At 72.4% G+C, this 23,876-nt stretch carries 20 protein-coding genes; 15 read left to right on the top strand and 5 right to left on the bottom strand.

Annotation, left to right across the window (positions count from 1 at the left end; translation table 11 throughout):
• Positions 1 to 17 precede the first annotated feature (17 nt).
• The 10 genes from gcvT (at position 18) to IRX98_RS22505 (ending at position 7,694) form a co-directional block, all read left to right on the top strand.
• Positions 18 to 1,127: a glycine cleavage system aminomethyltransferase GcvT gene (gene gcvT / locus IRX98_RS04480; protein WP_224274199.1), complete on the top strand. Its 1,110-nt coding sequence runs from the start codon at positions 18 to 20 to the stop codon at positions 1,125 to 1,127.
• Between the two features lies 1 nt (position 1,128).
• Entirely contained in the window at positions 1,129 to 1,380 is a 252-nt protein-coding gene (locus tag IRX98_RS04475; RefSeq protein WP_207085063.1) for a hypothetical protein, read from the top strand.
• 37 nt (positions 1,381 to 1,417) lie between these two features.
• Positions 1,418 to 2,278 carry a hypothetical protein gene (locus IRX98_RS04470; protein WP_224274196.1) on the top strand — a complete coding sequence of 287 codons (861 nt, stop codon included), beginning with the start codon at positions 1,418 to 1,420 and terminating at the stop codon, positions 2,276 to 2,278.
• Between the two features lie 24 nt (positions 2,279 to 2,302).
• A complete protein-coding gene (locus IRX98_RS04465) occupies positions 2,303 to 3,085 on the top strand; it encodes a class I SAM-dependent methyltransferase (protein ID WP_224274194.1) in 783 nt (260 codons plus the stop codon).
• A 30-nt stretch (positions 3,086 to 3,115) separates the two neighbouring features.
• Positions 3,116 to 3,910, top strand: a complete 795-nt coding sequence (locus IRX98_RS04460) for a thymidylate synthase (protein ID WP_224274192.1) — start codon at positions 3,116 to 3,118, stop codon at positions 3,908 to 3,910.
• A complete protein-coding gene (locus tag IRX98_RS04455; protein ID WP_224274190.1) occupies positions 3,907 to 4,392 on the top strand; it encodes a dihydrofolate reductase in 486 nt (161 codons plus the stop codon). Before IRX98_RS04460 ends, IRX98_RS04455 begins: the two co-directional genes overlap by 4 nt.
• Positions 4,389 to 4,754 carry a GntR family transcriptional regulator gene (locus IRX98_RS04450; RefSeq protein ID WP_224274187.1) on the top strand — a complete coding sequence of 122 codons (366 nt, stop codon included), beginning with the start codon at positions 4,389 to 4,391 and terminating at the stop codon, positions 4,752 to 4,754. The genes IRX98_RS04455 and IRX98_RS04450 overlap by 4 nt, the downstream gene beginning before the upstream one ends.
• Positions 4,751 to 5,206 carry an NUDIX domain-containing protein gene (locus tag IRX98_RS04445; protein WP_224274185.1) on the top strand — a complete coding sequence of 152 codons (456 nt, stop codon included), beginning with the start codon at positions 4,751 to 4,753 and terminating at the stop codon, positions 5,204 to 5,206. Before IRX98_RS04450 ends, IRX98_RS04445 begins: the two co-directional genes overlap by 4 nt.
• A 213-nt stretch (positions 5,207 to 5,419) precedes the next feature.
• Positions 5,420 to 5,824 (top strand): NUDIX hydrolase, encoded by a 405-nt coding sequence (locus tag IRX98_RS04440; protein ID WP_224274183.1) that lies wholly within the window; start codon positions 5,420 to 5,422, stop codon positions 5,822 to 5,824.
• 103 nt (positions 5,825 to 5,927) lie between these two features.
• Positions 5,928 to 7,694 (top strand): M12 family metallo-peptidase, encoded by a 1,767-nt coding sequence (locus IRX98_RS22505; protein WP_224274180.1) that lies wholly within the window; start codon positions 5,928 to 5,930, stop codon positions 7,692 to 7,694.
• Here the strand turns inward: IRX98_RS22505 and IRX98_RS04430 are convergent.
• Positions 7,691 to 8,488, bottom strand: a complete 798-nt coding sequence (locus IRX98_RS04430; RefSeq protein ID WP_224274178.1) for a nucleotidyltransferase domain-containing protein — start codon at positions 8,486 to 8,488, stop codon at positions 7,691 to 7,693. The two genes, IRX98_RS22505 and IRX98_RS04430, sit on opposite strands and share 4 nt — an antisense overlap.
• A 143-nt stretch (positions 8,489 to 8,631) precedes the next feature.
• Here IRX98_RS04430 and dapA point away from each other — a divergent pair, with 143 nt between their 5' ends.
• Genes dapA through IRX98_RS04415 form a run of 3 tightly spaced genes read left to right on the top strand, consistent with a single transcriptional unit; the run spans position 8,632 to position 13,082 of the window.
• Positions 8,632 to 9,522 (top strand): 4-hydroxy-tetrahydrodipicolinate synthase, encoded by an 891-nt coding sequence (gene dapA, locus IRX98_RS04425; RefSeq protein ID WP_224274176.1) that lies wholly within the window; start codon positions 8,632 to 8,634, stop codon positions 9,520 to 9,522.
• Positions 9,523 to 9,553: 31 nt separating this feature from the next.
• Complete coding sequence (locus tag IRX98_RS04420) at positions 9,554 to 11,239, top strand: ribonuclease J (protein ID WP_224274174.1); 1,686 nt, start codon at positions 9,554 to 9,556, stop codon at positions 11,237 to 11,239.
• Positions 11,240 to 11,297: 58 nt separating this feature from the next.
• Positions 11,298 to 13,082: a sensor histidine kinase gene (locus tag IRX98_RS04415; RefSeq protein WP_224274172.1), complete on the top strand. Its 1,785-nt coding sequence runs from the start codon at positions 11,298 to 11,300 to the stop codon at positions 13,080 to 13,082.
• Here IRX98_RS04415 and cydD read toward each other — a convergent pair.
• From cydD to IRX98_RS04400, 3 genes are read right to left on the bottom strand one after another with little or no spacing between them, the layout of a single operon-like run.
• Positions 13,045 to 16,380 carry a thiol reductant ABC exporter subunit CydD gene (gene cydD / locus IRX98_RS04410; protein ID WP_224274170.1) on the bottom strand — a complete coding sequence of 1,112 codons (3,336 nt, stop codon included), beginning with the start codon at positions 16,378 to 16,380 and terminating at the stop codon, positions 13,045 to 13,047. The two genes, IRX98_RS04415 and cydD, sit on opposite strands and share 38 nt — an antisense overlap.
• Positions 16,377 to 17,405: a cytochrome d ubiquinol oxidase subunit II gene (cydB, locus tag IRX98_RS04405; RefSeq protein WP_224274168.1), complete on the bottom strand. Its 1,029-nt coding sequence runs from the start codon at positions 17,403 to 17,405 to the stop codon at positions 16,377 to 16,379. Before cydB ends, cydD begins: the two co-directional genes overlap by 4 nt.
• A 31-nt stretch (positions 17,406 to 17,436) precedes the next feature.
• Positions 17,437 to 18,882: a cytochrome ubiquinol oxidase subunit I gene (locus tag IRX98_RS04400; RefSeq protein WP_224274167.1), complete on the bottom strand. Its 1,446-nt coding sequence runs from the start codon at positions 18,880 to 18,882 to the stop codon at positions 17,437 to 17,439.
• 109 nt (positions 18,883 to 18,991) lie between these two features.
• On the opposite strand from IRX98_RS04400, the gene IRX98_RS04395 reads away from it, so the two are divergent.
• Both IRX98_RS04395 and IRX98_RS04390 read left to right on the top strand, forming a co-directional pair.
• A complete protein-coding gene (locus IRX98_RS04395; RefSeq protein ID WP_224274166.1) occupies positions 18,992 to 19,354 on the top strand; it encodes a BlaI/MecI/CopY family transcriptional regulator in 363 nt (120 codons plus the stop codon).
• Between the two features lie 18 nt (positions 19,355 to 19,372).
• Positions 19,373 to 20,242, top strand: coding sequence for a M56 family metallopeptidase (locus IRX98_RS04390; protein ID WP_224274165.1), 870 nt, complete (start codon positions 19,373 to 19,375; stop codon positions 20,240 to 20,242).
• 98 nt (positions 20,243 to 20,340) lie between these two features.
• On the opposite strand, the gene IRX98_RS23335 is transcribed toward IRX98_RS04390, so the two are convergent.
• Positions 20,341 to 23,763 carry a M4 family metallopeptidase gene (locus tag IRX98_RS23335; RefSeq protein WP_308044396.1) on the bottom strand — a complete coding sequence of 1,141 codons (3,423 nt, stop codon included), beginning with the start codon at positions 23,761 to 23,763 and terminating at the stop codon, positions 20,341 to 20,343.
• Positions 23,764 to 23,876: the final 113 nt, after the last annotated feature.

The following is a 23,876-nucleotide window of genomic DNA, read 5'->3' as shown; positions in this document are numbered from 1 at the left end:
GCGGTAGGTTTCGAGCCATGGCCGGATCGCTGAAGCAGTCGCCCCTCCACGACCGTCACGAGGCCCTCGGCGCGAAGTTCGCCGAGTTCGGCGGGTGGTCGATGCCCCTGGAGTACCCGACCGGCGTCGTCAAGGAGCACACCGCGGTGCGCGAGGCCGTCGGCATCTTCGACGTCAGCCACCTCGGCAAGGCGATGGTGTCGGGACCCGGCGCCGCCGAGTTCGTCAACGCGACGCTGTCCAACGACCTCGCCAAGATCGAGCCCGGCAAGGCGCAGTACACGCTCTGCCTCGACGAGTCCGGCGGCATCGTCGACGACCTCATCGCCTACTGGCACGACGACGAGCACGTGCTGCTGATCCCCAACGCCGCCAGCACCGCCGAGGTCGTGCGCCGCCTGCAGGAGCAGGCGCCCGAGGGCGTGAAAGTTGTCAGCCACCACGACGACTACGCCGTGCTGGCCGTCCAGGGCACCCGCTCCGACGAGGTGCTGCAGAAGGTCGGCCTCCCGACCGGTCACGGCTACATGTCCTTCGTCGAGGCCGAGCTCGGCGACACCGGTGTCGGCGTCGTGGTGTGCCGCACGGGCTACACCGGCGAGCGCGGCTACGAGCTCGTCGTCGTCAACGACACTGCCGGGCAGCTGTGGGACGAGCTGATGGCGGCGGGCGAGGAGTGGGGGATCACCGCCTGCGGCCTGGGCGCGCGCGACACCCTGCGCACCGAGATGGGCTACCCCCTCCACGGCCAGGACATCAGCCTCGACACCAACCCGGTCGAGGCCGGGCTGTCGTGGGCGGTGGGCTGGAAGAAGGACGCCTTCTGGGGCCGCGACGCGGTGCTGAAGGTCAAGGAGGAGGGGCCGAAGCGTCGCCTGCGCGGCCTGGTCGCCGTCGGACGCGGCATCCCGCGCCCCGGGATGGGCGTGACCCTCACCCACGACATCCCGTTGGCCGACATCACGTCCGGCACGTTCTCCCCGACGCTGAAGAAGGGCATCGGCCTCGCGCTGATCCCGACGATGGTGGCCGAGGACGCGCAGGTCGGTGTCGACGTCCGCGGCCGGCGCGAGATCTTCCAGCTCGTGAAGCCGCCGTTCGTCGACCCGTCGGTGAAGGAGTCCTGACGTGCTTCCCGGACAGCCGCCGACCTTCCGTCAGCCCTCCGCCTCCGAGCGCCCGTGGTGGTGGCGCCTCGAGGACGCCGACGGCGCGACGGTCGAGGTGGCCGAGCACGCCGACCAGCGCTTCTCCACCCAGGGCGACGCCGAGTCGTGGGTCGGGGAGATCTGGGCCGAGCTCGCCGAGCACGGCGTGGCCGCGGTGACCCTCTTCGAGCACGACCGCCAGGTCTACGGCCCCATGTCGCTGAGCGCCTGAGCCATCCACGGACCGTCGTCGTGCCGAAGCACCTGACGTGAGCGCCGACGCCGACTTCGACCACTACGTCGCCGCCCGCTGGCCGGACCTGGTCGGCGGGCTCGAGGACGAGGGCGTGGCGCCCGACGAGGCACGGCTCGCCGTCGCCGCGGTGCTCCTGGCCAGCCGGCGGGGCTGGGCGCGGCGGGTGCGCGACGAGCAGGTCGACGTCAGCCTGTGGGCGGAGGTCCGCGAGCGGGTCGGACTGGCCGCGCGTCCCGGTGAGCCCGCGCCCCACGGCGTACGCCCCCTCGACCCGCGCGACGCGGCCGACCCGTGGCTGGCGCGCGCCGAGGTGGTGCGCGGCGCACGTCGCCGCCGCGGACTGGTGCGGGGCGTCGCAGGGCTGGTGGTCGCCGCCGTGCTCGCAGCCGGCTGGGCGTGGTGGGCGGACCAGCCGCGACCACCCGCGGTGCGCGAGGAGGCCAACCCGCTGCCCGTGACCTGGTACGCCCAGGGCGAGCTGCACCTCGCCGACGTCGTCGTCGAGCTGCCGGACGTCGAGGCGTTCGTCGCGGACGGCACGGACGTCGCGGTGCGGCTCTCCGGCGGGGAGCTCGTCCGGGTGGAGCCGGACGGCGAGGTGCAGCCGCTCGACGAGGCGCCTGCCGAGCTCGACGCGCCGACCCCGGCGCCGGCGTTCCTGCCGCCGGGCCGCTACGACGTGCGCATCCAGAGCGTCCCGTACGCCGAGGGCGGGTGGGCGCACCTCATCGACTCCTCGCGACGGGACGGCAACCGCGACACCCTGCGCCAGTCGGAGTCGGGGCGGCGAGCCCTGGTGGTCTGCCCGACGGTGTCGACCTGCGAGCCGCCGCTCACCATCCCCAGCGCGGACGGCTCGGTCCGGCTGCGGTGACCGGACGCAGGTAGCCTCCCCGCCGTGGCTGAGGCGTTGTGGACGGGTGTGGCTCGGGCGTACGCGCGGAGCTTCGCGGGGCTGACCGCCGGAGGGATCCCGACGATGGTCGCAGGACTGCCGCCGGGCGGGCGGCTGCTCGACGTCGGCTGCGGCACCGGTGCGCTCGTGCAGGCCGCCCGCGACGGCGGCGCCGACGCGATCGCGGTCGAGATGGACCCGGACATGGCGGCGCTGGCGGCGTCGAGCCTGGGCACCGACGTCACGGTGGCCGGCCTGCCCGACCTGCCGTTCGCCGACGACGGCTTCGACACGGTGGTCGCCAGCTTCGTGCTCAACCACGTCGAGGATCCCCGGGCCGGGGCGAGGGAGCTCGTCCGCGTGGCCGCACCGGGCGGGTCTGTCCGGGCGACGATCTGGACGTCGGCACCCACCGCCCACGGTGCGCTCTTCCGGCAGGTCATGGAGGCGAGCCGTGCCGTCGAGCCGGTCTTCCCCCGCCTGCCCGAGCACCTCGACTTCGAGCGCAGCCTCGACGGGCTGGGCCAGCTGTTCGTCGCGGCCGGTGCCCCGGTGGTCGAGGCCCGGATGGTCGACTGGACCTGGCGCGTCAGCCCCGACGACTGGTGGGCCGGTGTCACCGGTGGGGTCGGCAACTCCGGCGTGGTGTGGGCGGCACAGACCCCCGAGGTGCAGGTGCGCATGCGTGAGGAGCTCGACCGGCTCGCCGGGCCGCTGCTGGAGGACGGGGCGATGGTCTTCCCCGCGTCGGCGGCGTACGTCGAGGCGCGCGTGCCGCGGTCCTAGGAGGGGCCCGGGACGTCGTACAGTCGTCCCGTGCGCGCCTACCTCGACCTGCTCCAGCGGATCCTCGACGAGGGAGTGGAGAAGAGCGACCGCACCGGCACCGGGACCCTGAGCGTCTTCGGCCACCAGATGCGCTTCGACCTCGCCGAGGGCTTCCCCCTCGTGACGACCAAGAAGGTGCACACCCGCTCGGTCTTCGGGGAGCTGCTGTGGTTCCTGCGCGGCGACACCAACGTGAAGTGGCTCCAGGACCGCGGCATCACCATCTGGGACGAGTGGGCCGACGACGACGGCGACCTCGGCCCGGTCTACGGCCACCAGTGGCGCTCGTGGCCCACCCCCGACGGCCGCCACGTCGACCAGGTCGCACGCCTGGTCGAGGGCATCCGCACCAACCCCGACTCGCGCCGCCACATCGTCTCGGCGTGGAACGTCGCCGACGTCGACGACATGGCGCTGCCGCCGTGCCACACGCTCTTCCAGTTCTACGTCGCGGAGGGCAGGCTCTCCTGCCAGCTCTACCAGCGCTCGGCCGACACCTTCCTCGGCGTGCCGTTCAACATCGCGTCCTACGCCCTGCTCACGCACATGGTGGCGCAGGTGACCGGTCTGGAGGTGGGGGAGTTCGTGCACACGATGGGCGACGCCCACCTCTACCTCAACCACGTCGAGCAGGCCCGGCTCCAGCTCTCCCGCGACCCGCGGCCGCTGCCCCGGCTGGTGCTCGACCCCACCGTCACCGAGATCGACGGCTTCGACCTCGAGCACATCGCCGTCGAGGGCTACGACCCCCACCCGGGCATCAAGGCGCCCATCGCCGTATGAGCGGTCGCATCGTTCTCGTCGCCGCGCACGCCCGCAACCGCGTCATCGGCAACGGGCCCGACATCCCGTGGCGTCTCCCCGGCGAGCAGGCGCAGTTCAAGGAGCTGACCTGGGGCCACACGCTGCTGATGGGACGCACGACCTTCGAGTCGATCGGCCGACCGCTCCCGGGGCGTACGACGATCGTGCTGACCCGCCATGCCGACTGGTCCCACGAGGGCGTGCTGGTCGCGCACACGGTCGACGAGGCGCTCGACCTCGCGGCGCAGCAGGCCGGTGACCTGATGGTCGCCGGCGGGGGAGAGGTCTACGCCGCGCTCCTGCCCTACGCCACCCACCAGGTGCTGACCGAGGTCGACCTCGAGCCCGCGGGCGACGTCCACTACCCGCAGTACGCCGCCGGCGACTGGGTGGAGACCGCCCGGGAGCAGTTCGACGGCTACGAGCGCGTCTGGCTCGAGCGGATGGACCCCGCGGCATGAAGCTCGCCGTCGACCCGACCTCGGGCGTGCCGCCCTTCGAGCAGGTCCGGGAGGCGATCCGCGGCCAGGTCGATTCCGGGGTCCTGGAGCCGGGCTTCCGGCTGCCGCCCGTCCGGTCGCTCGCGGCCGAGCTCGACCTCGCCGCCAACACGGTCGCCCGCGCCTACAAGGAGCTCGAGGCGCTCGGCGTCGTCGAGACCCGCGGGCGCGCCGGCACGTTCGTCGCCGGCCGGGGCGTGGAGCGATCGCTGCGCGAGGCCGCAGCGTCGTACGCCGCCACGGTGCGCACGCTGGGTGTGTCCGAGGTGGACGCGATCGAGGCCGTACGCCGCGCGCTCGCCGTCACGCAGCCGCCGGCATGAGCCCCGTCGACCGCTCCCGCATCCGGGTGAAGGCCATGCTCGTGGCACTCGACCGAACCGGTACGTCGCACGCGGTGACCCTCAATTCGCCGACCCTCGAGCACCCGGACGGCTACCACCGCCTGATCGGTGGCGGCGTGGAGCTGGGGGAGACCCACCGGGACGCGATGCTGCGGGAGGTCGACGAGGAGCTGGGTGCCCGCGTCGAGGACCTCACCCCGCTCGGCGTGGTGGAGAACATCTTCCGGATCGACGGCGTGCTGGGCCACGAGGTCGTCTTCCTGTACACGGGGCGCCTCGACCCGACGCCTCCGGCCGAGGGGGCGACCCTCACCGAGAGCGACGGCAGCGTGGTGGCCGTGGTGTGGCGTCCCGTCGACGACGAGCAGGAGGCGCTCCCCCTCTTCCCGGCGGCGGTCGTCCCGTTCGTGCGCGACCTCACATCCACCTGATCCGGAGTGCCGGAATGCCGGCGCCGCCCAGCTCGTTGGACCCGACAGCTGGCTCCGCATCATGCCCCCGGGCCTCACCCCCTGCCGCTGCGAGCGGCCTTACGCCGAGAGGCGGCTGACGGACCAGCGAGCAGCACCACGCAGCCACCCGCGGGTAAGCCCCGGCCAGGGTGGCTGCGTGCTGTCCGGGTCGTCCGTGGCAGGCTCGCGGGCGTGGAACCGGACGCCGACATCGTGGTCGCCGCCGTCGCCCTGGTGCGCGACGGCCACGTGCTGACGGTCCGCAAGCGCGGGACCGAGCGGTTCATGCTCGTCGGCGGCAAGCTCGAGCCGGGGGAGTCGGCCTACGACGCGGCCCTCCGCGAGGCCCGCGAGGAGGTCGGCCTGGTCCTGGGGTCGGCGACGCTGCTGGGCGAGTTCCTGTCCGAGGCGGCCAACGAGCCGGGGCACACGCTGCACTCGACGGTCTTCTGGGTGGAGTCCGACGCCGAGCCGGTGGCGGCGGCGGAGATCGCGGAGGTGCGGTGGACCCCGTTGGTCGACCATCCCGACGACCTCGCTCCGATGCTCGAGCACCACGTGCTCCCGGTGATCATTGAATCTTTTACCAACCACTGACCCGCTGGTGGTTCCGCTGTCACCCTGACGTGCATCGCGGCTCCGTACCACTGGAACTCGTCCCTACGAGTCCCCAGTGCTGCCTGCCGCAAGGAACGTCACCGTGCCCGTCCCGCCCCTCCGCGCCCTCACGCGCGTCCTCCTCGCCGTCGTGCTGTCGACGGCCGGGCTCGCGCTGGGCACCGAGGCCCAGGCCAGCACGGGCATCAGCGGCACCTGCGAGCCTTCGCTGACGCAGCCCGTACGCCTCTCGGACGCGCTCGACTCCGGGCTGAGCAAGCGCGCCCTGGCCGCGCGCAGCTCGCTCGACGCCGACACGCTGCTCCACCTCGCCGAGGACGAGACGTCGTGGGTGGACCGGTGCGGTCAGGTCTACGTCGTCGACGAGGCCACCCCCGGCCCGCAGCAGGTGGTCGCGGACGCACCGTCCGCAACCCTGCCCGACGACGTCTTCGACCTGTCGTCGCGACCGGGCTCGGACCGCACGATCTACCTCGACTTCGACGGAGCGACCCACTCCGGCACCCACTGGGCGAACGGCGCGGAGATCGTGTCCCCGGCGTACTCGATCGACGCCGATCCGGCGTCGTTCAGCGAGACCGAGCGCGCGCAGGTCTTCCTGGCCTGGCAGGTGGTCGCCGAGGACTTCGCGGCCTTCGACGTCAACGTCACCACCCGCACGCCGCCGGCGTCGGCTCTCACGCGCTCCAGCGCCGGCGCCCGGACCTACGGCATGCCGGTCGTGGTCACGCCCACCAACACGGTGGGCGACGGCTGCGGCTGCGGCGGGTCGGCGTACGTCGGCGTGTTCGGCGCGCTGGGCGCCACCGACGCCCAGCCCGCGTGGGTCTTCACCCGCGGCGCAGGCACGAGCGGCCACGACCTCGGGGAGGTCATCAGCCACGAGATCGGCCACACCTTCGGCCTCGCCCACGACGGCACCAGCACCTCCTCCTACTACTCCGGCGACCGCGGCTGGGCCCCGATCATGGGGTCGTCCTACGACCGGCGTGCCTCCCAGTGGTCGCGCGGGGAGTACGCCGACGCCAGCAACACCGAGGACGACCTGGCGATCATCGCCGCGACGGCGCCGTTGCTCACCGACGACCACGCGGGCGGGCCACTCGGCGCCACCCGGATCGCCGTCGGCAGCACGACCGACGGAGTGATCACCACGCGCACCGACACCGACGCCTTCACCTTCACCTCGGACGGTCCGGTGACGGCCCGGGTCGCCGGCCCCGCGACCCACTCCGACCTCGACGTGCGGCTCACCGTGCTCGACGCGCTCGGTTCCACGGTCGCCGTCGTGGACCCGGTCGCCGACACCGCGTCGGACGAGTCGCTATCCGCCACCTGGGTCTCGACCGCCACCTCGACGAGCACCTGGACCGTCGTCGTCGACGGCACCGGCAGCGGCGACCCGCGCCAGGCCGGGCGCTACAGCGACTACGGCTCCGTCGGGGCGTACGCCGTCTCGCTCGCCGCGGGCCCCCCGGCGGCCGATCCGCCGACCCCCGTCACGCAGCCGACGCCCACGCAGTCCACGATGCCCTCCACGTCCGCGGCTACCGCGGTGCCGGCAAGCCCGGCGTCGACCGTCGACGCGCCCGCCGGCGCCCGCTTCCTCACCACCCGCCTGCCGCGGGCCCGCGTCGGCAAGACCTACCGCGCGGTGATCCGCTTCACCGGACCGGTCACCGAGGCGCGTGTCGACCGGCGGCTCCCGCTCGGCCTGCGGTGGCGGGTCGTCGGCACGCGCATCGTCATCCGCGGCACCGTGCGCCGCACGGGGACGAGCCGCTTCGCGACCATCCTGACCAGCCGCGACGGGTCCGTCCGTCGCCAGCTGCGGGTGGTCGTGCGCTAGTCGCGGCCCTCGAGGACGGCCAGCTGGTCGCGCCACCCGTCGACCATGTCGACGGTGAGGGTGTGCCCGCGCCGCTCGTCGTACGCCGCACACGCAGCGCGCACCCGAGCGAAGGTCGCGCGCACCGCGTCCGCGTCGCCGTCGAGGGAGCGCTCCACCAGCCCGAGCAGCTCGTCGGCGGGCCAGCCCTCGAGCGGGTGCGTGCGCAGCTCCCACGCGAGGTACTTGTTGTAGGGGCGCACCCGCCCGGCCATCGTGAAGACCACGTCGAGCAGCCACGGCACCGACTCGGCGGCGTCGAGCCGCGCCTCGAAGGAGCGTCCGTCGCGGTCGCTCTTGAGTGCGCGGTAGGCGAAGTTCACCCAGCCGTCGAGCCGGTCGTGCTCGATCAGCACGGCGTCGGCCTCCTCGGGCGTCACCGTCGCCAGGCGGCGTACGGCTGCCGCGAGCTCGCCGTCCGTGCGGTCGAGCAGCACCGGAGCCCACGCGTAGGACCAGCGGGACCACCAGTGCTCGGTGCCGAAGGGCGGCACGGTCGTGACCTCGGACCAGGAGTCGACGATCTCGTCGACCTCGGGGGACTTGTCGGTCGAGCGCCCGGCGGCAGCCTCGTCGGTGAGCACGACCACCACGTCGAGGTCGGAGCGCTCGGTGGCGAGGCCGCGGGCGGCCGAGCCGCTGAGCACGAGGCCGAGCAGGTCGTCACCGTGGGCGGCGTCGTTGCGCTCGGCCAGGGCCGTGATCGTGTCCTGCTGCGCAGGGGTGAGCCAGGCGGGAAGGTGAAGGTCGGGCACGGAGCTCCTCGGTCAGGGTGAGGTCGCCCGGACGCCCGAGCAGCGGCAACCCTGGCACGGCACGACCGCGCATCTCCACCGGATTCGTCGCCGTGCGTGTCGCCGCCGACGACTCGGGCCCGGGAGAGCGATAACCTTCGCTCGTGAGTACCCACGTCCCGTTCGGCCGGCTGCTGACCGCGATGGCCACGGCCTTCCACGAGGACGGCACCGTCGACCTCGACGCCACGGCCCGCATCGCCGCCCATCTCGTCGACCACGGCAACGACGGCCTCGTCGTGAGCGGCACGACGGGGGAGAGCCCCACCACCTCGGTCGCCGAGGACGGCGAGATCCTGCGCGCGGTGCACGACGCCGTCGGTGACCGCGCCGTGGTGATCGCGGGCGTCGGCACCAACTCCACCGCCCACTCCGTGGAGCTCGCCGAGCAAGCGGCCAAGGTCGGCGTCGACGGCGTGCTGCTCGTCAGCCCCTACTACAACAAGCCCGGCCAGGTCGGCCTGCGCCACCACTTCAGCGCCGTGGCCGAGGCCACCGACCTGCCCGTGATGCTCTACGACGTGCCGGGGCGCACTGCGACGACGATCGAGCTCGAGACCTACGAGGCGATGCGGCGCTACGACCACATCACCTCGGTCAAGGAGGCCTCCGGCCTGTTGGCCCGCACGGCCCAGCTGGTCGACATGGGCTACGCGGTCTACTCCGGCGACGACGCCAACACCCTCGGCTACCTCGCCTACGGCGGGGTCGGCCTGGTCTCCGTCGTCGCCCACGCCGCCAGCGACCAGCTGGCGTCGATGATCAGCGCCTGGGTCGACGGCGACCACGCCGAGGCCCTGCGCATCCACACCTCGCTCGTCCCGGCCTTCGACGCCGTGATGGGCGTGCCCAACTACGGAGCCACCACCGCCAAGGCAGCCCTCGAGCTGCTCGGCGTGCTCGACAACCGCCGCGTCCGCGGCCCACTGGTCGCCCTGGACGACGACGAGGTCACCGCGCTCCGCGCGGGGCTCGCCGCCGCCGGCCTCCTGTGAGAACCATCCTCCTCACGAACGAAGGAAACCCTTGAGCCATCCCCACCTCGACCTGAGCGCGCCCGCCCCCCTCCCGGCCGGAGGTCTGCGGGTCATCCCGCTCGGCGGACTGGGCGAGGTCGGTCGCAACATGACGGTCTTCGAGTACGACGGCCGGCTGCTGATCGTCGACTGCGGCGTGCTGTTCCCCGAGGACCACCACCCCGGCGTCGACCTGATCCTGCCCGACTTCGACCCGATCCGGGACCGCCTCGACGCCGTCGAGGCGCTGGTGCTGACCCACGGCCACGAGGACCACATCGGTGCGACGCCGTACCTCCTGCGCGAGCGTGGCGACATCCCGCTCGTCGGCTCCAGGCTGACGCTGGCGCTGCTCGGTTCCAAGCTGCGCGAGCACCGCCTGAAGGAGACCGCGCAGTACGAGGTCGCCGAGGGGCAGACGATCACCTTCGGGCCCTTCGTGCTCGAGTTCGTCGCGGTGAACCACTCGATCCCGGACGCCCTCGCGGTCGTCATCCGCACCGGTGCCGGCGTGGTGCTGCACACCGGTGACTTCAAGATGGACCAGCTGCCGCTCGACGGCCGCATCACTGACCTCAACGAGTTCGCCCGCCTCGGCGACGAGGGCGTCGACCTGTTCCTCACCGACTCCACCAACGCCGAGGTGCCGGGCTTCACCACCTCCGAGAAGGAGATCGGCCCCGTCCTGGACCGGGTCTTCGCCAAGAGCGAGCAGCGGATCATCGTCGCCTGCTTCGCCTCTCACATGCACCGCGTCCAGCAGGTGCTCGACGCGGCGGTGGCACACGGCCGCAAGGTCGCCTACGTCGGGCGCTCGATGGTGCGCAACATGGCCATCGCCCAGGACCTCGGCTACCTCACCGTCCCGCCCGGCGTGATGGTCGAGGCCAAGGAGCTCGGCGACTACCCGCCGCACAAGCAGGTGCTGATCTCGACCGGGTCGCAGGGCGAGCCCCTCGCCGCGCTCAGCCGGATGTCGCAGAACAACCACCACTTCGTGCACCTCGAGCCCGGCGACACCGTGGTGCTGGCCAGCTCGCTGATCCCGGGCAACGAGAACGCCGTCTACCGCGTGATCAACGGCCTGTCGCGCCTGGGCGCCAACGTGGTCCACAAGGGCAACTCCCTCGTCCACGTCTCCGGCCACGCGAGCGCCGGCGAGCTGCTCTACTGCTACAACATCGTCAAGCCGCGCAACGTGATGCCGGTGCACGGCGAGATCCGCCACATGCGCGCCAACGCCGACCTGGCCTGCGCCACCGGCGTGGAGAACGTCGTGCTGGCCGAGGACGGCGTGGTGGTCGACCTCGTCGACGGCGTGGCGAAGATCGTCGGCAAGGTCGACGTCGGCTACGTCTTCGTCGACGGCACCACCATCGGCGACATCAGCGAGGCCTCGATGAAGGACCGCCGGATCCTCGGCGAGGAGGGCTTCCTGTCCGTCATCGTGGTCGTCGACTCGGTGACCGGCAAGGTCGTCTCCGGACCGGAGATCCACGCCCGCGGCTTCGCCGAGGAGGAGGCCACCTTCGACGAGGTCAAGCCGCTCATCATCGAGGCGCTCAACGCCTCGATCGCCGACGGTGCCACCGACTCCTACCAGCTGCAGCAGGTCGTACGCCGTGTCGTGGGCCGCTGGGTCAACCGCGCCCACCGCCGTCGCCCGATGATCATTCCTGTGGTGATCGAGGCCTGAGCGCCCTAGAGTCCCTCACGGGGCTCGAGGGTCCGATGAACCTCGTGGGGAGGTGGGCATGCCGCGCAACCAGGGTGCGCTGAGTCGTCTGGCCGAGCTGATGCGACGCGTCAACTCCTCCACCGACACCGAGGTGATCCTCGAGGAGATCGCGCACGGCGTGGTCGACGTCCTCGGCTACGGCGTCGCGGCGATCGCCCGGCTCGAGGGCGACGTGCTGGTGATGACCAACGTCGCCGGCCCGCCCGAGGTCGTCGCGCAGATCCTGCACCGCCGCACCCCGGCCGAGCAGATCCTCGACGAGTTCCGCGAGGCCGACCGGTGGGGCATCCTGCGCTTCGTCCCCGCAGGTCGGATGTCGGAGGAGCGGCTGCGCGCCGCCTGGATCCCCGAGGTCGAGCCCAGCGACGACCCGGACGCCTGGCACCCCCAGCACGCGCTCTACGCCCCGCTCTACTCGGCCGGCGGCGAGCTCCTCGGCAACATGGCCGTCGACCTCCCGGCGGACGGCCGGGTGCCCGACGAGGCCGACCGCGAGCTGCTGGAGATGTTCGCCGTGCAGGCGGGTGTCGCGCTCTCCAACGCCCGCGAGCGCGAGCGGCTCACCGACCGCGCCCGCCTCGACCGGATGCTGACCTCGGTCGCGGCGGCCGGTGCCGGCGTCCAGGGCGGGCTCGCCCAGGCGATGACGACGGCGGTGGAGGCGGTCGCGGAGGCGCTCGCCACCACCCAGGCCGTCGTACGCACCTTCCCCAGCGATGTCCAGGGCCACCAGATCGGCGTCGGCACGCCGCGCCCCTTCACCCCCGAGCACGACGTCCCCGAGATCCGCCAGGACCTCCTGGCGCTCGACGACCTGCCCGTGCTGGTCGAGGTGGGGATCCACGACGTCGACTCTGCGCGGCTGCCGAGCAGCGCGGCGCCGATGCAGCGGCTGATGCGCGCGATGCGGGTCGAGCGCGCGCTCGTGTGTCCGCTGCTCTCGCAGGACGACCTCGTCGGCTACCTCGTGCTGGGATTCGCCCGCAACACCCGGCCGCTGACGATGTCGGAGGCCGACGCGGTGCTGGAGGTGGGGCGCCTGCTCGCGCTCGCGGTGCGTTCTTCCCGCGTCCTGGAGACCGAGCAGCGCCTGGTCCAGGAGCTGCGGGAGCTCGCGCGCTACCGCAGCGAGCTGATCGCCACCATCTCCCACGAGCTCAAGACCCCGCTCACCGCGATCCTCGGCCACGCCGAGCTCATCGCCGACCGCCACCCCGACATGACGTCGCTGGACGCGATCATCCGCAACGCCCAGCGCCTGAACAACCTGGTCGCCAACCTCCTCCACTACTCCCGCATCCAGGGACGACGCGAGACGGTGCGCCGCGCCGTCGACCTCGCCGAGCTCTGTGAGGCGAGCGTCGACCTGCTCGGCATCCGGGCCAAGCAGGCGGGCGTCGGGCTGGCCTTCGAGCGCACCGGGACGGCACCGGTCGTGGTGTTCGGCGACCCCGAGGAGCTCGCCCGGGTCGTCGACAACATGGTCGACAACGCGGTGAAGTACACCCCCGAGGACGGCGCGGTCGCGGTGTCGATGGAGGTGGGCGAGGACGAGGTGAGCATCGAGGTGACCGACACCGGCATCGGCATCTCCACCGCTGACCAGAGCCACGTCTTCTCGGCCTTCCACCGCTCCACCAACCCCAACGCCCTCTCCGTGCCGGGCACCGGTCTCGGCCTGCCGATCGCCCAGCGGATCGCGGAGTCCCACGGCGGAACGCTGTCGGTGAGCTCCGAGCTCGGCCACGGCAGCACCTTCCGCTTCACCCTGCCGCTGCGGTCCCCGCGAGAGCAGGGCTGAGCCCACCGGTCGTCCGGGTCCCGACCGCGTCGAGGCGGACCACGTGGTCCATGGCGTCGAGGCCGATCGTGCCGTGGGTGATCCACACGACCGAGCGGCCCGGGCGCGCGGCAGCGTCGAGCAGCTGCCCCGCGACGGCCCGCGCGGTGGCGGCGTCGAGGTGGGCGGTGGGCTCGTCGAGCACCAGGACCGGGGCGTCGGCGAGCAGCGCCCTGGCCATCGCCAGGCGGGCCCGCTCGCCGCCGGACACCTCGCGCGAGCCGGCGCCGACGTGGGTGTGGATGCCGTCGGGCAACCCGTCGACCCACTCGCCCAGCCGGGCGCGGTCCAGCGCGTGACGCACGTCGTCGTCGCTCGCACCCGGGCGCGCCAGGCGCACGTTCTCCGCGACGGACGAGGCGAAGACGTGCGGGTCGTCGTCGACGAGGCCCACCGTGCGGCGTACGTCGTCCAGCGCCAGTCGGCGCAGGTCGGTGCCACCGAGCAGGGCGTGGCCCGACACGGGGTCGATGAAGCGGACGAGCGTCCCAGCCAGGGTGGACTTCCCCGAGCCGGAGGGGCCCGTGATGCCGAGGTGCTCGCCCGGTCGCAGGTCGAGGTGCTCGAGCGCCAGCACGGGCCGCTCGGTCCAACCGAGCTCCGCCTCGCGGAGCGCGAGCGCGTGGCTCGCGGGCAGCGGCTCGGGCGACCGCGGGTCGCTGACCGCCGGCGACGTGGCCGCGAGCCGGTCGAGGCGCTCGCGGGCGGCACGGGCGCGCACCGACACCGCACCCGCGTCGGCGAGCCCACCGGTCACGTCGGCGAGCGCCAGTGGGACCAGCAGCAGCAGCGCGAGGAGTGCGGGGGAGACCTGGGCAGGCGTCACGGTCGCGGCGACGAGCACCACGCCCAGGCCGGCGGTGGCGGTGGTGAGGGCGGAGGCGGCGGCGACGGCGCGCGCGGAGCGGCGTACGGCTGCGGCGAGCGTGGCTCCCTGCTGCTGCACGGTGGCCAGCGCGCGCGGCGTGGCGGCCCACTGCTCCAGCTCCCGCAGGCCGTGGGCAACCTCCTCGACGCCCGTGCCGAGAGCCGCCCGCGCCGCGAGGACCTGCGGCTCGGCGGTCGCCACCCCGCGGCGGGCCAGCGCGAAGGCGAGCCCTCCGGTGGCACAGACGCCGAGCACGACCAGGCCGGCAGCCGGGGCGACGAGCCAGGTGAGAAGGGTCGCGCCCACCCCGACCAGCACGGCTGTGGCGACCGGCTGCCGCACCCGGAGCCGGTCGTCGAGCAGGGCGTCGACGTCGTCGACGACGCGGGTGAGGAGGTCACCGCGACGGGGACCCAGTCGTCCGGGCACGAGCGGGACGAGGTCGGCGTAGACCTGCGCCCGGCGCTCCGCGAGCTCCCGCAGCACCACGTCGTGGCTCAGCACGCGCTCGGCGTGGCGCAGCACCGGGCGCGCGAGGCCGAAGAGGCGTACACCGACGATGGCGACCATCAGGTAGAGCACCGGCGGCTGCTCACTCGCGCGGGTGATGAGCCAACCGGCGGTCGCGGTGAGTGCGACGCCGGACGCGGTCGACAGTGCTCCGAGCAGCGTCGCGGTGCGCAGGCCCCAGCGGGACTGCGGGTCGTCGTCGGGTGGCGATGCTGGTGCGGCGTCGGGGTGCGACACCGCGCGCGCCGGCGCGGCAGACGGAGCCGGCGTCGGGGCCCGGCCCTCGACAGGCTCCAGCTCCAGCACCCGGTCCGCGGCGGCGAGCACGGCGGGGCGGTGGGCGACGACGAGGACCAGGCTGGTGCGGGCGAGCGCGGCGATGGTCTCGAGGAGCACCTGCTCGGTCTCCTCGTCGAGGTGCGCGCTGGGCTCGTCGAGGAGCACGACCGGCCGGGCGGCCAGAACGACGCGCGCGAGCGCCACGCGGGCCCGCTGACCCGCGGAGAGGCCGGCCCCGTCCTCGCCGAGGGGCGAGTCCAGCCCCTCGGGCAGGGCGCGCACCACGTCGGCGAGATCTACGGCGGTGAGCGCGGACCACACCTCGTCGTCCCCGGCGCCGGGGCGTCCGACGCGGATGTTGGCGGCGATGGTGTCGGCCAGCAGCCACGGTCGCTGGGGTGCCCAGGCGACCTGGTCGCGCCACCACGCCGGGTCGACGCGCGGAAGGGGAGCGCCGCCCACCACGACGTCGCCGCCGTGGGGAGGCAGCTCGCCGCGCAGCGTCGCGAGCAGGGTCGACTTGCCGCAGCCGGACGGTCCTGCGATCGCCACCAGGCCGCGCTCGGCCAGGTCGAGGTCGAGGGGTGCGGTCAGCGCCGTGTCGTGACCGACCGCGAGCCCGTGCAGACCGAGCGTGGCGCGTGCCGGCCGCTGCGATCCGAGCGGCTGCGAGGCCGCGCGGGCCAGCAGCGCGTCGGCCTCGGCCAGCGCCGCGGTGCCCTCGGCAGCGGCGTGGAACTCCGCGCCCACGCGGCGCAGCGGCCAGTAGGCCTCGGGCGCCAGGAGCAGCACGGTGAGCGCGACCCGGAAGTCGACCGACCCCGACGCCAGCCGCAGCCCGACGGTGACCGCCACCAGCGCGACCGACAGTGTGGCGACGAGCTCGAGGACGGAGGAGGAGGCGAAGGCGACCTTGAGGGTGTCGACGGTCGCGCGGCGGTAGCGGTGGGTGACCGAGCGGATGGTCGCCACCTGGGCCTCGGCCCGCCGGTGCGCGACAAGCGTCGGCAGGCCACGCACCACGTCGAGGAAGTGGCCGGACAGCGCCTCCATCGCACGCCACTGGGTCCGGGCCCGGTCGCGGGTGGTGAGGCCGACGAGGATCGCGAAGACCGGCACGAGCGGCAGGGTCAGCGCGACGACGAGCCCCGACAGAGGGTCGAGCCAGGTGATCGCGACGAGGGTGAGGACGGGGAGGACGGCGGCCGGCACCAGCGCCGGGAGGTAGCGGGTGACGTAGGGCTCGACCCCGGCCACGCCGCGGGTCGCGAGCAGCGACAGTCGGGCGGGCGCGAGGTCGGCAGTGCGGCGAGCAGCCTCGAGGAGCCGCAGCCGTAGGGCTCCCGACACTTCACCGGCGGCCCGCGCCGCCGCCAGCTGGCCGGCGTACGTCGTCGCGGTGCGCAGCAGCACGAGTCCGACCAGCCACCCCCCGGCGCGCGTCCAGTCGTTCCCGCTGACCGCCGCCACGACCAGGGCTCCCAGCGCGAAGGCCTGCGCCACCGTCGCCAGGCCGCCGAGCACGCCGCACGCGACGACGACCGCGAGCGCCCCGCGCGCCGGTCGGAGGTGGCTGAGGACGGCCGCGTCGAGCGGCCTCACGACGCGGTGTCGCTCGTGCCGGCCAGGACGGGGGTGGGGATGTGCCGCACCGAGATGCGCTTGCGGAAGACCCAGTAGGTCCACGCCTGGTAGCCCAGCACGATCGGGGTGAAGATCACCGCGACCCACGTCATCACCTTCAGCGTGTACGCCGTCGCGGCCGCGTTGGTCGTGGTGAGCGAGTACGCCGGGTCGGTGGTCGACGGCATCACGTCGGGGAACAGGCCCAGGAACAGGCCGATCACGGCCAGCGCGATGGTCACGAACGTGCCCACGAAGGCCCAGCCCTCGCGCCCGGCGCGGGCCGAGACGAGCCCGGCGACCAGCGAGGCGGCGGCCGCGGCGAAGACGACCGCGGTGACGGCGGTGCCGGTCTTGAGCTGCGTCCACACGAGGAAGACCACAGCGAGGACGGCGGCGACGACGCCGATGCGCACGGCCAGGTCGCGGGCCCGGTGGCGGATCTCGCCGTCGGTCTTGAGCGCGACGAACATCGCCCCGTGGGTGGCGAAGAGGGTGAGGGTCACCAGTCCGCCGAGCAGGCCGAAGGGGTTGAGCAGGGTGAAGAGGTTGCCGGTGAACTCCTTGTCGGCGTCGATCGGGACGCCGGCCACGATGTTGGCGAACGCGACGCCCCACAGCAGCGACGGCACGATCGACCCGATGATGAGCGCGAGGTCCCACCGGCCCTTCCACTCGCTCTCCTCGCGCTTGTGGCGGTACTCGAAGGAGAGCCCGCGCACGATGAGGGCCACCAGGATGAGCAGGAGCGGCAGGTAGAACCCGCTGAAGAGCGTGGCGTACCACTCCGGGAAGGCGGCGAAGGTCGCGCCGCCGGCGACCAGGACCCACACCTCGTTGCCGTCCCACACGGGGCCGACGGTGTTGATCATGACGCGCCGCTCGGTGTCGTCGCGCGCCAGCACCGGCAGCAGCATCCCGACGCCGAAGTCGAAGCCCTCGAGGCAGAAGTAGCCGACCCACAGCACGGCGATGAGGGCGAACCAGACGGTGGTCAGTTCCATGGTGGTCTCTCTGTCGTGTCGTCGTGGTCGGTCAGTAGGCGAAGGTGAGCGGCTTGTCCTCGTCGGAGCCGCCGACCTTGACCCGCGGCGGCTCCTCGAAGGGATCCGCGCCCTTCTTGACGTAGGTGATGAGGAGCTTGACCTCGATGACCGCGAGCACCGCGTAGAGGAGGGTCAGCACGATGAGCGAGGTGGCGGCCTCGAAGACCGAGACGCCGGGGGAGACCCCGGACTCGGTGGTCATCAGCCCGAAGACCACCCACGGCTGGCGACCCATCTCGGTGAAGATCCAGCCCCACGAGCTCGCGAGCGTGGTGGCGATCGGCAGGCTGAGGCCGAGGACCCCGAGCCAGCGCACGCCCGGCGTACGCCCCTTGCGGGTCAGCCACAGGATGAGCGCGGCGCCGGCGGCGGCGAAGGCACCGAGGCCCATCATGAAGCGGAAGGACCAGTAGGTGACCGGGATGACGGGGGTGTAGTCGCCCTCGGTGAAGGCCTTCGACGTCGGGTCCTGCCCGTAGGTCTCGACGTACTCCTCGCTCAGCGGGTTGATGCCCTCGACGGTGCCGTCGAAGGAGCCCGTGCCGAGGAAGGACAGCAGGCACGGGACCGTGACGGCGAACTTCTCCTCCTTGCCGTCGGGGGTGCCGACCGTGAAGACCGAGAAGGGTGCGCAGCTCTCGCTGGTCTCGTAGAGGCCCTCCGCGGCCGCCATCTTCATCGGCTGCACCTCGGTCATCACCTTGCCCTGGAGGTCGCCGGTGATGGCGACGCCGATACCGGCGAGCAGGGTGATGACGGCGCCGATGCGGATGGCGTGGTGGTACATCGGCCGGTCGGCCTCGTGCTTCTTCTTCATGTAGAGGTAGGCGCTGACGCCGAGCAGGAAGGTGCCGGCGGTCATGTACGCCGCGAAGATCACGTGCGGGAAGGTCACGACCTGCACCTTGTTGAACATCACCGCCCAGAAGTCGGTGAGCTCCGCGCGCCCGGACTCGGCGTTGTAGGTGTAGCCCACCGGGTGCTGCATCCACGAGTTGGCCGCGAGGATGAACCACGACGACGCCAGCGTGCCGAGGTGCACCAGCCACATGCACCCTGCGTGCAGGCCGCGGGGGAGCTTGTCCCAGCCGAAGATCCACAGGCCGAGGAAGGTCGACTCGAGGAAGAAGGCCAGCAGGCCCTCGACCGCGAGAGGGGCGCCGAAGACGTCGCCGACGAAGCGGGAATAGTCCGACCAGTTCATCCCGAACTGGAACTCCTGGACGATGCCGGTCACCACGCCGATGGCGAAGTTGATGAGGAAGAGCTTGGCGAAGAACTTGGTGAGGCGGAGGTAGTCCTCCTTGCCCGTGCGCACCCACGCGGTCTCGAGCCCGGCGATGACGGCCGTGAGCCCGATCGTCAGCGGCACGAAGAGGAAGTGGTAGACGGTGATGATCCCGAACTGCCACCGGGCGATGTCGAGGACGTCCATGGGCACACCCTTGCGTTGGTCAGGCGCCGTGGCGCGGTACTACGACAGATTGTAGTAGATACTACGCAATGTCGTACTTCCTCGGTCAGGGCCCCTAGACTCCTGTCACATGAGTCCAAGGTCCCGGATGGGCGAGCTCGAGCAGGCCGTCCTCGACGCCCTGTGGGACGGCGACGGCACGTCCAGTGGCCGCGAGGTGCACGCCCGGCTCGAGGGACGCGACCTCGCCTACACGACCGTGATGACGGTGCTCGACCGGCTCGTCGCCAAGGACCTCGTGGTGCGTGAGCGCGACGGCCGGGCCTTCCGCTACGCGCCCCGGCTCAGCCGCGCCGCAATGACCGCCGAGGTGATGCGCGAGGCGCTCGAGGCCACCGGCGCCGACCGCGACCAGGCCCTCGTCTCCTTCGTGGGCGAGGCCAGCGCCGAGGACCTCGCGGCGCTGCGCCGCGCCCTCGCCGACCTCACCTGACCGGGCCGGGACGCGCGCGTGCTGACCCCGCTGGTGCTGGGTGCGCTCGCCGTGCTGCTCGCCGGTCCGCTGCCGTGGGCACTGTCGCGCTGGACAGGCCTGCGGCGTACGCCGTCCGCGGCGATGCTGCTGTGGCAGAGCACCGCCCTGGCGGCGGTCCTCGCCGCGCTCGGTGCCGGGATCTCCCTGGCCACCGACCGCCTGTGGGTGGCGCCCGTCGCCGCCGGTGACGTGGTCGTGGCGGCGCTCGCCGGTCTGGTGACGGTCGTGGTCGCGGCGCGGCTGCTGCTCAGCGGCCACCGCACGGGCACCGCCCTGCGCCGGATGCGTCGTACGCACCGCGAGCGGGTCGACCTCGTGGCGCGCACGGACAATGGAGTCTCGGTGCTCGAGCACGACCTCCCGGTCGCCTACTGCGTGCCCGGGATGACCGGGTCGCGGATCGTCGTGTCGCGCCCGACCCTGACCCGCCTCGCGCCCGAGGAGCTGGCGGCGGTCCTGGAGCACGAGCGCTCGCACCTGCGCGCGCGCCACGACCTCGTCCTCGAGGCCTTCGCCGTGCTGCACCGTGCCTTCCCGCGCGGCGTGGCCAGCGGGTCGGCGCGACGGGAGGTCGAGGTGCTCGTGGAGGTGCTGGCCGACCGGGCGGCCTGCCGCACCGGTGATCGTCGCGCGCTGGTGTCGGCGTTGCTCGAGCTGGCCGGCTCACCGGCTCCCGCCGGCGCGCTGGGGTCCGCCGGCTCGCTCACGGCCCGGGTGGAGGTCCTGCGCGACACCCGCCGCCACCGGGCACAGGCCCTGCTGGTGCTGCTGCTCGCCGCCGCGATCCTCGCGCTCCCCACGCTGCTGGTCGTGCTGCCGTGGCTCGCGGGGCTCGACGCGCGCTGAGGCGCCACGACCGCTCGCCTCCGGACGGCCGAGAGGCCCCGGCGGACGGATCCGCCGGGGCCTCCCGGTGTGGTGCTGGTGGTGCTGTCAGCGTGCGGTCAGCGTCGTACGACCTTGAACCGCAGCTTGTCCTTGCTGCGCTCGACGGTGTCGGAGCCCTTGTAGACGGCGACGAGCTTGTGCTTGCCGACCTTCAGGTTCTTCTTCACCTTGAACATGATCCGGCCGTCGTCGAGACGCTTGGTCCGGACCTTCTTGCCGTCGATGCGGACCACGACGCGACCCGTCGCGGTGGTGCCGTCGGCCTTGACCTTCACGACCACCTTGAAGTCCTGCTTGAAGCGGGGCTTGCGCGGCTTCACCTTCGCCACCGTGGTGGAGTCGGCCTTGCCGGCGGGCGTCGCTGCCACCGCCGTGGCGGTGAACTTCGCCGACGAGGTCGCCAGCGAGCCGTTGCCCTCGTAGGTCGCGGTCAGCTGGTTGGCGCCGACCGGCAGGTCGGCCGGCAGGGCCACGGAGGCCTTGCCGTCCACGAGCGCGGCCGAGCCGAGCTCCTTGCCTGCTGCGTCGGTGACGACCACGTCGCCGCTCGGCGTGGAGCCGACCGAACCGTCGCGGGCCACGGTGACCTCGGCGGTGGACGCGGTGCCGAAGGTCGACGGCTCGGGCTGGTGCACGGCCGTCGTCTTCGTCACCAGCTTGCAGTCGACGACCTCGATGTTGTCGACGTACCAGCCCTCGTTGCCGCCACAGCCGTCACGACCGATGTCGAAGCGGAGCTGGACGGTGTCACCAGGCTCGATGCCGGCCGCGACGAGGTCGATCTGCGACTCGCCCCAGCTGCCCTTGGTCTCGCCACCGTCGGTGCCCGTGAAGCCGGGCTCGCCGGCCAGCGGGTTGGTGTTGGTGGCAGGACCGGAGAGGGTGGTGGGCGCGTTGTAGATGTAGGCGCCCGCCGGGATGGCCTTGAAGCCGCCGCGTCCGTTGACCTCCATCTTGACGTTGCCGCCGTCGTAGCCGATCTCGGTCGCGACGTAGTGCTCGAAGGTGAGCTTCGGGGCACGCAGGGTGTCGGGCATCTCGATGACCGGACCCGTGATCGAGTCGCGGCTCGAGAAGTCACCGGCCGTGCCGGAGCACTGACCCTGGTCGGGAGCCGGACCGAACGCGACCTTGCTCGCGTGCGGGGCGCCCGTGCCGGCCGGGGCGTTGGCAACGCTCTGCCACGCCTCGTGCAGGCCACCCTCGTAGACGACCTCGAAGCTGGGGGTCCAGCCCGTGAGGCCGTCCTCGAAGTCCTCGTTCCACAGCACGTCCTCGGCGAAGCCCTCACCACAGGTGGCGGGGGCGTCCTTGCCGAGGAGCGCCTGGAAGTCGCACTTCACCGGAGCGGTGCGCATCTCCGTCGCGGCCGTGGCGGCCGACACCGAGGCGCAGTCGCCGGCAGCGATCGGGGTCGCGGCCTGCGGCGTCGCGTCGGAGGCCGTGGTGAGCTGGTTGATCGGGGCGCCCACCAGGTCGACGCAGGACTGCTCGAAGGCGTTGGCCGCGTCGATGAAGTTGGACTGCGGGGTCAGGTACGCCGTCTGGGCGCGCCACCAGATGGCGGCGGCCTTGTCGAGACCGAGACCGGCGATGGTCTGGCCGTTGTAGGTGCCACCGTCGACGACGAGGGCGTAGGCGTGGTTCGGCACACCCGAGTTGGAGTGCACACCGCCGGCGTCGGCGCCGGTCGGGTCGCACTTGTACTCGGCGTCGCTGACCTTGCCCGGGTCGCCGTAGCAGGTGGGCGTCCACATGTCGCGGATCGCGCCACCGAAGGCGGTCGACTTCTCACCCATCAGCCACCGGGTGGTGTCCGGGCGGGCAGAGAGGTCCTCGGCCGTGACGCGGACCGTCTTGACGGCCGTGGTGCTCTTGAACTTCGCACCGTCGGCCTGCGAGACCATCACGCCGTAGAGGTCGGGGTCACCGGTGAAGCCGGCCGGCGGGTCGACGTTGTTGTTGCCGATCACGATGCCGGTCGCGCCGGCGGCCTCGGCGTTGGCGACCTTCGTGACGAACGGGCAGGTGCCGCGGTCGACGTACGCCCACTTGCCGGTCACGGCGGCGCCGTTGGTGAAGGTGGTGCAGCCGTCGGTCGTGGTGGGACCGGTGGCGTCCGCGGCGTCGGTGGCCACGACGACGTCAGCGGTGACCGGCGTCGTGGTGAACGGCTTGGCGCCCGTGGCTGCGACGGCAGCGCACGGTCCGGCGAGGCTCGTCGGCGCGGTGATCTCCATGCCGAGCCCGGGGGGCGCGGTGGAGTCGCAGTCACCGACGGTGCGCTTGGCCTGGAAGTTCTCGCCGTCGTCCTCGCGACCGTTGACGAGGTCGAGCGTCTCGCCCCACACGTCGGAGTACGACTCGTTGAGGGCACCGGACTGGTACTGGTAGATCAGGCCGGACGTGTACTCGGTGTAGGCGTGGCCCCACTCGTGCGAGACGATGTCGTCGGACGTGACACCGTTGCAGTAGTTGGTGGTGACGCCGTTCCAGTTGGCGTTCGGGCAGCTGATGCGGGGGTCGTTGTTGACCGTCTTCATCGTCGCCCCCTCGCCGTCGTAGGAGTCGCGGCCGAAGGCGTTCTCGTAGAGCCAGTAGGACTCACCGGCGGAGTTGACCAGGTTCTGCTGGTCGACGTTGAGGGTGCCGGGGAACGCGTCGCCCTCGCTCCACACGAGGTCGCTGGGGGCGGGGCTGCCCTCGTAGAGCTCACGGTCGAGCGCCTCGTGGACGTCCGACCACCGGTTGAGAGCCTTGCCCGTCTGGGCGTCGACGAAGACCGTGTCGCGCACGTTCTTCTCGTTGGTGACCTCGACCTGGTAGGCCAGGACGGCCTTGCCGCTGTCGCCGCGGGTGGCACCCATGCGGTAGACGACGAGGTCGGTCGCGCCGGCGCCGATGCCGGTCAGGTCCGCCTTCTCGCCGTCGTGGCTCGGCGGGTCCTCCTTGACCAGCCCGACCGCACGCGTGCCGGCTTCGGCGGCCGTGAGCCGCGGGTCGACCGAGAGCGTCAGGTTCGGTGCGGCGTAGCCGTTGACCGAGGTCAGGTCGCCGTCCTGGTCGACCTGCGCACGCAGCATCGAGCCGAAGACGTCGACGCCGCGGTACTGCTGCGTCAGCGTGACGGTCCAGCCGGCGGGCGACTTCTGCACGTCGCGCTGGACGAGCTCGTCCGGGCGGGCGCCGAAGTTGCCGGCGTACCTGGCGAGATAGGCGTCGACCTTGTCCCGCGCGGCGGAGAGCGAGGCGCCCTCCGTGCCGGGCAGCAGGTCTCCGTCGCCCTTGACGCGCAGGAAGCCCACCTTGCCGGTGGACTCCTCACGGGTGACGGCGACGGCGCCGTCGGCGCGGTCGACCATGGCGGCGACGCCGTTGGTGTCGGCCGGTGCGGCCGATGCTTGCAACCCGCTCATGGGGAGTGCGGCGAGTCCCGCCCCCACGACTGCGAGAGCAAGTCCTCTGTTGAGGAGCTTCACTCTTTTTCCTCCAGTTCCGAGACACACTCGGAACCAGATGTCGCCCGAGTGATCCGGGTCACCATAAGAAGGACGTCCTACCTTTGTGAAGGGCAGGGGGCAGAACGGTGTCG

Origin of the sequence: Nocardioides lacusdianchii, assembly GCF_020102855.1 — a bacterium.
GTDB classification, from domain to species: Bacteria; Actinomycetota; Actinomycetes; order Propionibacteriales; family Nocardioidaceae; genus Nocardioides; species Nocardioides lacusdianchii.
This window is presented reverse-complemented; position numbering and strand designations above follow the sequence as displayed.

Bases quoted from the DNA above. Each gene is read 5' to 3' on its own strand.
- gcvT (WP_224274199.1), top strand. From the start codon at position 18: ATGGCCGGATCGCTGAAGCAGTCGCCCCTCCACGACCGTCACGAGGCC.
- IRX98_RS04455 (WP_224274190.1), top strand. From the start codon at position 3,907: ATGAGCGGTCGCATCGTTCTCGTCGCCGCGCACGCCCGCAACCGCGTC.
- IRX98_RS04450 (WP_224274187.1), top strand. From the start codon at position 4,389: ATGAAGCTCGCCGTCGACCCGACCTCGGGCGTGCCGCCCTTCGAGCAG.
- IRX98_RS04445 (WP_224274185.1), top strand. From the start codon at position 4,751: ATGAGCCCCGTCGACCGCTCCCGCATCCGGGTGAAGGCCATGCTCGTG.
- IRX98_RS04415 (WP_224274172.1), top strand. From the start codon at position 11,298: ATGCCGCGCAACCAGGGTGCGCTGAGTCGTCTGGCCGAGCTGATGCGA.
- cydB (WP_224274168.1), bottom strand. From the start codon at position 17,405: ATGGAACTGACCACCGTCTGGTTCGCCCTCATCGCCGTGCTGTGGGTC.
- IRX98_RS04400 (WP_224274167.1), bottom strand. From the start codon at position 18,882: ATGGACGTCCTCGACATCGCCCGGTGGCAGTTCGGGATCATCACCGTC.
- IRX98_RS04395 (WP_224274166.1), top strand. From the start codon at position 18,992: ATGAGTCCAAGGTCCCGGATGGGCGAGCTCGAGCAGGCCGTCCTCGAC.